8 protein-coding genes are annotated in these 8,491 nt (G+C 62.5%); 7 read left to right on the forward strand and 1 reads right to left on the reverse strand.

What is annotated here, in order from left to right; translation table 11 throughout:
* The 4 genes from EOA22_RS16830 to EOA22_RS16845 form a co-directional block, all read left to right on the forward strand.
* Positions 1-1,278 (forward strand): LysM peptidoglycan-binding domain-containing protein (locus tag EOA22_RS16830; protein WP_164755561.1); only part of this gene is annotated, 1,278 nt, incomplete at its 5' end.
* 272 nt (positions 1,279-1,550) lie between these two features.
* The gene (locus EOA22_RS16835) at positions 1,551-1,883 is read left to right on the forward strand and encodes a metalloregulator ArsR/SmtB family transcription factor (protein ID WP_013532548.1); all 333 of its coding nucleotides are present in this window, start codon (positions 1,551-1,553) and stop codon (positions 1,881-1,883) included.
* Positions 1,884-1,904: 21 nt separating this feature from the next.
* Positions 1,905-3,785, forward strand: coding sequence for an ABC transporter ATP-binding protein/permease (locus EOA22_RS16840; RefSeq protein ID WP_013532547.1), 1,881 nt, complete (start codon positions 1,905-1,907; stop codon positions 3,783-3,785).
* Positions 3,786-3,893: 108 nt separating this feature from the next.
* Positions 3,894-4,241 carry an antibiotic biosynthesis monooxygenase gene (locus EOA22_RS16845; protein WP_013532546.1) on the forward strand — a complete coding sequence of 116 codons (348 nt, stop codon included), beginning with the start codon at positions 3,894-3,896 and terminating at the stop codon, positions 4,239-4,241.
* Between the two features lie 8 nt (positions 4,242-4,249).
* Here EOA22_RS16845 and EOA22_RS16850 read toward each other — a convergent pair whose 3' ends face one another.
* Positions 4,250-5,113, reverse strand: coding sequence for an SMP-30/gluconolactonase/LRE family protein (locus EOA22_RS16850; RefSeq protein ID WP_013532545.1), 864 nt, complete (start codon positions 5,111-5,113; stop codon positions 4,250-4,252).
* Positions 5,114-5,438: 325 nt separating this feature from the next.
* Here EOA22_RS16850 and EOA22_RS16855 point away from each other — a divergent pair, with 325 nt between their 5' ends.
* The 3 genes from EOA22_RS16855 (at position 5,439) to EOA22_RS16865 (ending at position 8,450) form a co-directional block, all read left to right on the forward strand.
* Complete coding sequence (locus EOA22_RS16855) at positions 5,439-6,731, forward strand: DUF4375 domain-containing protein (protein ID WP_013532544.1); 1,293 nt, start codon at positions 5,439-5,441, stop codon at positions 6,729-6,731.
* A 198-nt stretch (positions 6,732-6,929) separates the two neighbouring features.
* A complete protein-coding gene (locus EOA22_RS16860) occupies positions 6,930-7,628 on the forward strand; it encodes a phosphatidylserine decarboxylase (protein WP_013532543.1) in 699 nt (232 codons plus the stop codon).
* 75 nt (positions 7,629-7,703) lie between these two features.
* Entirely contained in the window at positions 7,704-8,450 is a 747-nt protein-coding gene (locus EOA22_RS16865) for a phosphatidylcholine/phosphatidylserine synthase (protein WP_245478645.1), read from the forward strand.
* Positions 8,451-8,491 lie beyond the last annotated feature (41 nt).

The following is an 8,491-nucleotide window of genomic DNA, read 5'->3' on the forward strand; positions in this document are numbered from 1 at the left end:
GCGGGGGTGCCCGCCGCTGAGGTCCCGGCGGCTCCCGCCGCAGTGCCCCAGGCAACGGCACCGGCCGCACCGGCCGCGGACGCGCCGGCTGCGGCCGGTCCGGTCGCACCGTCTTTCGACGTCGTGCGCGTTGAAAGCAATGGCTCGATTGTCGTCGCCGGCAATGCGGCGCCCAACGCCAAGGTCGAAATCCTCAATGGCTCGACGGTGCTTGGCTCGACGGTCGCTGGTCCCGATGGCGCCTTCGTTATCATTCTCGATGATCCGCTGAAGCCCGGCGATTATACGATCGCGCTGCGCGCGACCACCGGTGACGTCGTAACGCCCTCGGTGCAGACCGCCGTCGTTTCGGTTCCCAAGGATGCGGCCGGCCAGGTGCTGGCCATGGTCGAGGAGCCGGGCAAGCCGGCCGAATTGCTGACCGTTCCCGCACCCGAGACAAAGCCGGCTGCTCCGGCCGCCGCGCCGGCTGCTCCCACAGCCGAAGCCCCCGCAACCGCTCCGGCGCCAGCCGCCCCAGCGCCAGCCGTGGTCGACGCAACACCGGCTCCTGCAGCGCCGGCGACGCCGCCCGCTGCAGGCGTGACCGAGCCCAAGATCGTCGTCGAGGCGGTCGAGATCGACGGCAGCAAGATCTTTGTCGCCGGCCTCGCCGATGCCGGCCGCAAGGTGCGCGCCTATGCCAACGACATCCTGCTCGGTGACGCGCAAACTTCGACGGACGGTCATTTCCTGGTCGAGGCGACGCGCGACGTTCCGGTCGGCAGCTACACAATCCATGTCGACGGCCTCGATGCCGACGGTGTGACAGTTGTGGCCCGCGCGGCCGTACCGTTCGAGCGTGAGCCCGGCGAAGCGATCGCCGCCGTGGCACCCTCGGCGCCGAAGCCCGTTCAGCCCAAGCCGGCCGCACCTACCGCCGCCGAGGCACCGGCCGCGGCCACGACGCCTGCTCCCGCCACCGAGGCTCCGGCCGTTATGGCGGAGGCGACGCCGCCAAGCGATGTGCCCGAGACGGTGGCGCCCAAGCTTGAACATGCCGACGGCGCCGTCATCATCCGCCGCAACGACACGCTGTGGCGGATCTCGCGGCGCGTCTATGGCCACGGCGTACGCTTCTCGACCATCTACCTCGCCAACCAGGACCAGATCAGTGATCCCGACCGCATCTGGCCGGGCCAGGTGTTCAAGGTCCCGGAAAAGTCGAAGGAAGGCGAAGCCGCCGACCTCAAGGCCATGGGCGAGCAGGCAACGACAGCGCCCGCCAAGACGGAGTAGGGTTTGAGCGCCGACGGTTGAGCGCAATCTCCCCCTTGTGGGAGATGCCCGGCAGGGCAGAGGAGGGCGCTGTCTCGCCAGCCTGTCGGCCAAATCCGGTCGAGCTACCTTACGGCTGCTCGTAATGCTTTGATCGTGGAAAGTCGCGATCCTTCGCGCCCCTCTCTGTCCTGCCGGACATCTCTCCCACGAGGGGGAGATTGGCGGTTCCGGCGCTCTGCCCATAGGGTTAGCTTGCCCCGTGCCCGTTCATCGTCTATCGCCGATGAACGATGGCAGAATCCCTGATGGAAACAAACGCATCATGCGGCGGTCCGGACAGCCGTGCGGTCGCCGCCCGACTTGCAGCGCTTTCCCATCCGGCGCGGATCGAAATCCTGAAACACCTATCGACGAGCAGTTCCTGCTGCTGCCGCGAGGTCGTCGACCGCTTAGATCTGGCGCAGTCCACCGTGTCACAACATCTGAAAATACTGGTCGAAGCCGGGCTGGTTCGCTTCGAGCCCGATCGCCAGCGCTCGCGCTATGCGATCGACCATGCCGCGCTCGCCGATGTCTCCGCATCGGTGGCCGCTCTCGTCAATTCCTGCTGCTCCGGCCGCTGAAATAAGAAGAAGGCACAAGAAATGGCCGAAAAAACCGTCTCCGACTCCTCGACTTTCAAGACGCTGCTCAATTTGTGGCCTTACATGTGGCCAGCGGATCGCGCCGATCTGAGAGCCCGGGTCACATGGGCGACGCTGTTGCTGGTCGTCGCCAAGCTGACGCTGGTCGCCGGTCCCTATTTCTTCAAATGGGCGACCGACGCGCTGGCCGGCGACGCCAAATCGGCGCCGCCGCTGCCGAGCTTCCTGCTGGCGCCCGTCATGCTGGTCGTCGCCTACAATGTCGTGCGCCTGGTGCAGCTTGGCTTCAATCAGTTGCGCGACGCGCTGTTTGCCCGCGTCGGCCAATATGCCGTGCGCCAGCTCGCCTTCCGTACTTTCGTTCACATGCACCAACTGTCGCTGCGCTTCCATCTCGAGCGCCGCACCGGCGGCCTGTCGCGCATCATCGAGCGCGGCACCAAGGGCATCGAGACGATCGTGCGCTTCATCATGCTCAACACGGCGCCGACCATCCTCGAATTCGCGCTGACCACGGGCATCTTCGCCTACACCTATGGCTGGAAATATGTGGTCGTCGTCGCGGTCACCGTCTGGGTCTATGTCTGGTTCACGGTCCGCGCCAGCGACTGGCGCATCTCGATCCGCCGCGACATGAACGACAGCGATACCGACGCCAACACCAAGGCAATCGACTCGCTGCTCAACTACGAGACGGTGAAATATTTCAACAATGAGGGCATGGAAGCCGAGCGCTTCGACCGCTCCATGGCACGCTACGAGGTCGCCGCGACGCGCATCTGGACCTCGCTTGGCTGGTTGAATTTCGGGCAGGGCATCATCTTCGGCCTGGGCACCGTCATCGTCATGTGCATGTCGGCGCTCGAAGTGCAGGCCGGCACGCAGACGGTCGGTGACTTCGTCTTCATCAACGCCATGCTGATGCAGCTGTCGGTGCCGCTCAATTTCATCGGCTTCATCTACCGCGAAATCCGCCAGGGGCTCACCGATATCGAGCAGATGTTCGATCTGCTGGATGTGCCGCAGGAGATCGTCGACAAGCCGGATGCCAGGCCAATCGCGGTCAGCGCCGGCAAGGTCGAGTTCCGCGACGTGCACTTCTCCTATGACCCGAACCGGAAGATCCTGAAGGGCATCAGCTTCGAGGTGCCGGCCGGCAAGACCGTCGCCATTGTCGGGCCTTCGGGTGCCGGCAAGTCGACCATCTCGCGGCTTCTGTTCCGCTTCTACGACGTGCAGGGCGGCCAGGTGCTGATCGATGGCCAGGATATCAGGGACGTGACGCAGGAGAGCCTGCGCGGGGCGATCGGCATGGTGCCGCAGGACACCGTGCTGTTCAACGACACCATCGCCTACAACATCCGCTATGGCCGCATCGGTGCCAGCGAGGAGGATATGCGCAAGGCGGCCGAACTCGCTCAGATCGGCCCGTTCATCGAGCGATTGCCTGACGGCTACAAGTCGATGGTCGGCGAACGCGGGCTAAAACTTTCGGGCGGCGAGAAGCAGCGCGTGGCAATCGCCCGCACCATTTTGAAGGCGCCGCCGATCCTGATGCTCGACGAAGCGACCTCGGCGCTCGACAGCCACACCGAACAGGAGATCCAGGCCGCGCTCGATCTGGTCAGCCGTGGCCGCACCACCATCGTCATCGCTCACCGCCTGTCGACGGTGATCACGGCCGATGAGATCATCGTGCTGCAGGACGGCCAGATCGCCGAGCGCGGCACCCATGCCGAGCTGATGCGCAAGCATGGCCTCTACGCCTCGATGTGGGACCGCCAGCGCGAGGCGACCGAGGCCGAAGAGCGGCTGCGCTTGGCTCGCGAAGGCGACGAACTTGGTGTCATCGTCCGCCGGCGCACGTCGGAGGTGAATTGAAGGTTCGGCGTGTGATCTGATTTTTGCACTTGATCTCAACTTAAGTTGAGATTGTAGGCCGTTCCTGGAGCCCAAAAAACACCATGATCCAGGAACGGAGCAATCGAAATGAGCAAGATAAATCAGACTGTTAACGGCGGCAGCGTGTTCAGGGTGGACAAATTCGTCGTCCCGGCCGGCGCCCGCGAGGAGATACTCGCCAAGGTCAGGACAACGCATGAATTGCTGCGCCTGCAGCATGGCTTCGTGCAGGATTTCCTGCTCGAGCAATTCTCCGGGCCGGGCGAATTCAACCTCGTCACCATCGTCGAATGGGAAAGCCAGGCGGCCGTCGACAATGTCGTGCCGATCGTCAAGGCCGCGCACGAGCGCATCGCCTTCAACCCGCAGGAGACGATCGCCCGGCTCGGCGTTCGCGCCGACATCGCCAACTATCAGAGGGTTCCCGGGCTGTAGCAAGGCTGTTACGGCCAGCCGATGCCAGGTGCCGGCGCTTCGACGCTGAACACCTGGCCGGTGCGGGCGTCGCTGACCATATGCTCGAAGCCGCGCCATTCGGCGGCGAGAATGAACAGCGTTTTCCTGTCGGTGCCGCCCAGCATGCAGGCAAAGCAGCCGCGATCGACGGTCACTGTCTGCAGCACCTCGCCGCCTTCACGCACCCGCACGCAACGCTTGTTGGGAACATCCGCATACCAGGCCGCCCCTTCGGCATCGAGGCAGATGCCGTCGGGATAGCCGTCGAGGTCGGCCCAGACCCTTCGGTTGGCAAGGCTGCCGTCGGCGGCAATGTCGAAGGCGGTCAGCCGATTGGCATGGGATTCCGCGACAATCAGCGTCTTGTTGTCCGGGCTCACTGCCATGCCGTTGGCAAAGGCGATATTTTCCGCCACCTGCCGGACCGCGCCGTCCGGCGTGATCAACACGATGGTGCCGGGGCTGAAATGCTCGCCAGAAGCCGGCGCCGGTCCGCCGCCATTGACATAGGTGTTGCCGCGCCCGTCGACGACGATCTCGTTCCAAGGGCTTTTCGACAGGTCACGCAAATCGGCGCGAGTGACGAGGCTCCCGTCGGCCTCCTGTCGTAGCAGCAGCCCTTCGCGGCCGGAGATGACGAGCAGGCGGCCATCCGGCAGCCAGTCAATGGAGTAGGGCAGGACAGCCGGTACGGTGAGCATGACCTCGCGGTTGCCGTCGGCATCGACGGCGATAATCTCGCCGGTGCCCCAGTTGCAAAGCCACAGCCGTCCGTCATGCCAGCGCGGCGACTCGCCGAAAGCGAGACCGGCAGTGACGAGATGCGCTTGGGGGGCAGGTGGTTTCTGCATGTAGGGGACTCCTTGTTGAGTGCGTCAGCATCGCCAAATGGTCCATGATGGCGCTGTCTCACCAAGGACGGGCGAGGCAGCGGTCTGCCGACAGGCACAGAACCGATAATTTTGGTTTGGCTGCTCTTTGCTGAGTTCGCGACGAAGCCTCGAGGTCAGTTTTTGGAGTGTTCTTCAAACTATCGGTTGAAGTGTTCTTCAAAATATTGGTAAGACGCAGTGAAAATGAATTTCAAGCGCCTTTTTATCCACTTTTCCAAGTGATATTCTGCTGACAGACTCTGATCTACCGGTATTGCTTTCCTCCGGGTAAGAAGGCTTTGGAATGTTCGGAATTTTTTCGCGAAAGAAAAGGCTGCAGCAGTCGACAACGATTTCGGCGCACCAGCCGGAGCAACCGACGGCCAGTCCGCGCGTGACTTCAATTGTTGTCCCGTTTTCAGCAGTCGAGCGCGCCGCTAAGGAAAACTACGTTGCTGACCTCGTGACTGCAGTCATGGATTTCGTGACCGCAATGTTTGATCAGGGCCTCTACAAAGATCACGAAATACCGCCGTCAGCGAGGCAGTTTTTTCACGCTTACCTATACGGGATGGAAGTGGCTAATGGCGGCCATAGCCAATTTATTCACAATTACCGTGATCACCTCGATAAAGTCACCTCGGATGTGCATTTGGCTTTGGCTGGAATGCGAGCAGAAAACCATTTAGCTATTTTGAAACAGATGGTTGCTTGGGTCCGGGAACATCCCAAGGAAGCGGAGGAACAGACTGGATTCGAAGGTGGCCGCGCTGATTTCCTTGATGGACTCGACGATCTTTTTTACAAGGAGGAAGACAGCGTCCCGATGCTTGCCCGCGCAGTGGGTTGGATAGCCTCCTGGCCTGAACTGGAGATTGTCGACGATGCCGAATGCCAGGAGGCCACTCTTGACATTGTGATGGCCAACTCCAGGCGCGAACCTCGATTGCGCCATCGTTCGGTGTTCCATCTGAAAGCAGTGATGACGAGCCGACTTGAAGTGGGCATCGGGCTCGCCTGTGCAGCTTTGCCGCAGCCCGAGGTTAAGCTCGGGCTCGGCAAAGGACGGATGTTGGACATAGATGGCGAGAAGCAGATGACATTTCCGGTCGTAACCAACGCCGGCAGGGTGCGTTTGTGCGTAGTCACGCCAACGCATGCGGCTGCATACCAGTACCTGGCTGCTGATGGTACAGAACTGCAACTCGACCTCGGACCGGTCGATAGCGTTGATGAGTTACTTGGCGAAGGTGCTCCACGTGTCGGTCTGAAGCTGTCGCATGTCGGCGCTGATTCAATAGCGACAGTCATCGAACTGGCTGATGAATACGGGGCACCAGCAGCCCTCGACCTTCTTTTGCGCAGGGCTGGAATTGATACGGCAGGAGCAGTTGCTTTGCCATCGATGCTGATTCCGAGCGAGGGAGGATCGGTCGTCAGTTGGACAGTTGCTGCTGACGGTAGACTGCTGTTTTTGGTGTCCTCTCCCAACGGGAGCGCGCTCTTGAGGTCGGGCGCCGAAGATCCGCTGGCGGATGCCCATAGGCTTGAGATCGAAGAACATTTTGTGCGCGCCGAAGCCGATGGTGCCAACTGATCTGGGCTGATTGTCTCGAAATTCTGACGCCAGTGGCACAGGCATGCGAGCCGGTCGCGACCTCACGAACGCGGAGCGTTCGGCTATCCTGAGGCGACAGGCCCTTGCCCGTTCGCCCGCGCCGCCGATTGTTGCGTTGCGGCGAGGGGGGCTTTCGGCTATTGAGGCCGGACTTGAAACGGAGCCTGTTTTTAGCTGATGAGCCTTGTCGATACGGTCAAGAACGCGTTCGTACCGATCCATCGCGAAGGCTATCCCTTCATCGCGGCCTTTGGCGCGGCGACGCTTTTCCTCGGCTATTTCTCCTCGGTCCTGTTCTGGATCGGTCTGATCCTGACGGCCTGGTGCGTTTATTTCTTCCGCGATCCCGAGCGCGTCACGCCGGTCGACGACCGCTTGGTGGTCAGCCCCGCCGACGGCATCATCTCGGCGGTCGGGCCGGCCGTGCCGCCGCGCGAACTCGGCCTCGGCAATGTCGAGATGACCCGCATCTCGGTGTTCATGAATGTCTTTTCCTGTCACGTGAACCGCGCCCCGGTACGCGGTCGTATCGTCAGGATCGAACACCGGCCCGGAAAATTCCTCAACGCCGAACTCGACAAGGCCAGCACCGAGAACGAGCGCAACGGCCTGGTCATCGAAAGCCCCAACGGCACGATCGCCGCCGTCCAGATCGCCGGCCTGGTGGCGCGGCGGATCGTCTGTTGGGCCGAGGCGGGCGGCTCGATCGGCACCGGCGAGCGTTTCGGCTTGATCCGCTTCGGCTCGCGCGTCGATGTCTTCCTGCCCTTGACCGCCACGCCGCGCGTTGCCGTCGGCCAGACAGCGGTCGGCGGCGAAACCGTGCTGGCCGAATTCGGCGGTGTCGCCGGCACACCCCTCGTGCGGATTTCCTGAGCCGTGGGCACGCAGTATAAGAAGTTCGAGGCCCATGCCAGCGGCGGTCCGCGCATCCGCGAGATCCCGATGCGCATGGTGCTGCCCAACCTCGTCACCGTGCTTGCCATCTGCGCCGGTCTGTCGGGCATCCGCTTCGGCTTCGAAGGCCGCTTCGAGCCGGCCGTGGTGATGGTGCTGCTGGCCGCTTTCCTCGACGGCATTGATGGCCGCTTGGCGCGGATGCTGAAGGCAACCTCCAAATTCGGCGCCCAGATGGATTCGCTGGCCGACATCGTCACTTTCGGCGTCGCCCCGGCTTTGGTGCTTTATGCCTTCCTGCTCGACCGTGCCGGCTCGCCGGGCTGGATTGCGGCCTTGCTGTTCGCCATCGCCTGCGGGCTAAGGCTCGCCCGCTTCAACGTGCTCGACGACGAGAAGGCCGACCGCCCGATATGGCAGTCCGAATATTTCGTCGGCGTGCCGGCGCCGGCTGGTGCTGTGCTGGTGATGCTGCCGCTCTATCTCTATTTCCTGCGCACAGGGCTGGAGCCCAGTCGTCCAGCGGCCTTCGTCGCCACCGGCTTTACCATACTGGTCGCCTTCCTGCTGGTCAGCCGGCTGCCGGTCTATTCCGGCAAGAGCCTGAAAATCCCGGGCGACAGGGTGTTGCCGATCATCCTGGGTGTCGTGCTCTACGTACTGCTGCTGATGACCTACCCCTGGTACACGCTGACCGCTTCGGTTGCCGGCTACCTGATCTTCCTGCCGTTCAGTGTGCGCGCCTATTCGAAACGCGCCAAGCTGGAGGGCGAGAAGGTACCGCCTTCGGATATAGGTTAGAAGGTCGGCGGAAGTGCTTGATCCGACTCAGGCCGCGACGC

It is taken from the genome of Mesorhizobium sp. M7A.F.Ca.US.014.04.1.1, assembly GCF_003998745.1.
GTDB lineage: Bacteria > Pseudomonadota > Alphaproteobacteria > Rhizobiales > Rhizobiaceae > Mesorhizobium > Mesorhizobium ciceri.

What these genes read in the sequence shown, in the direction of transcription:
- EOA22_RS16855 (WP_013532544.1), top strand. Translation starts at nt 5,439, where the DNA reads ATGTTCGGAATTTTTTCGCGAAAGAAAAGGCTGCAGCAGTCGACAACG.
- EOA22_RS16835 (WP_013532548.1), top strand. Translation starts at nt 1,551, where the DNA reads ATGGCAGAATCCCTGATGGAAACAAACGCATCATGCGGCGGTCCGGAC.
- EOA22_RS16840 (WP_013532547.1), top strand. Translation starts at nt 1,905, where the DNA reads ATGGCCGAAAAAACCGTCTCCGACTCCTCGACTTTCAAGACGCTGCTC.
- EOA22_RS16865 (WP_245478645.1), top strand. Translation starts at nt 7,704, where the DNA reads ATGGTGCTGCCCAACCTCGTCACCGTGCTTGCCATCTGCGCCGGTCTG.
- EOA22_RS16850 (WP_013532545.1), bottom strand. Translation starts at nt 5,113, where the DNA reads ATGCAGAAACCACCTGCCCCCCAAGCGCATCTCGTCACTGCCGGTCTC.
- EOA22_RS16860 (WP_013532543.1), top strand. Translation starts at nt 6,930, where the DNA reads ATGAGCCTTGTCGATACGGTCAAGAACGCGTTCGTACCGATCCATCGC.
- EOA22_RS16845 (WP_013532546.1), top strand. Translation starts at nt 3,894, where the DNA reads ATGAGCAAGATAAATCAGACTGTTAACGGCGGCAGCGTGTTCAGGGTG.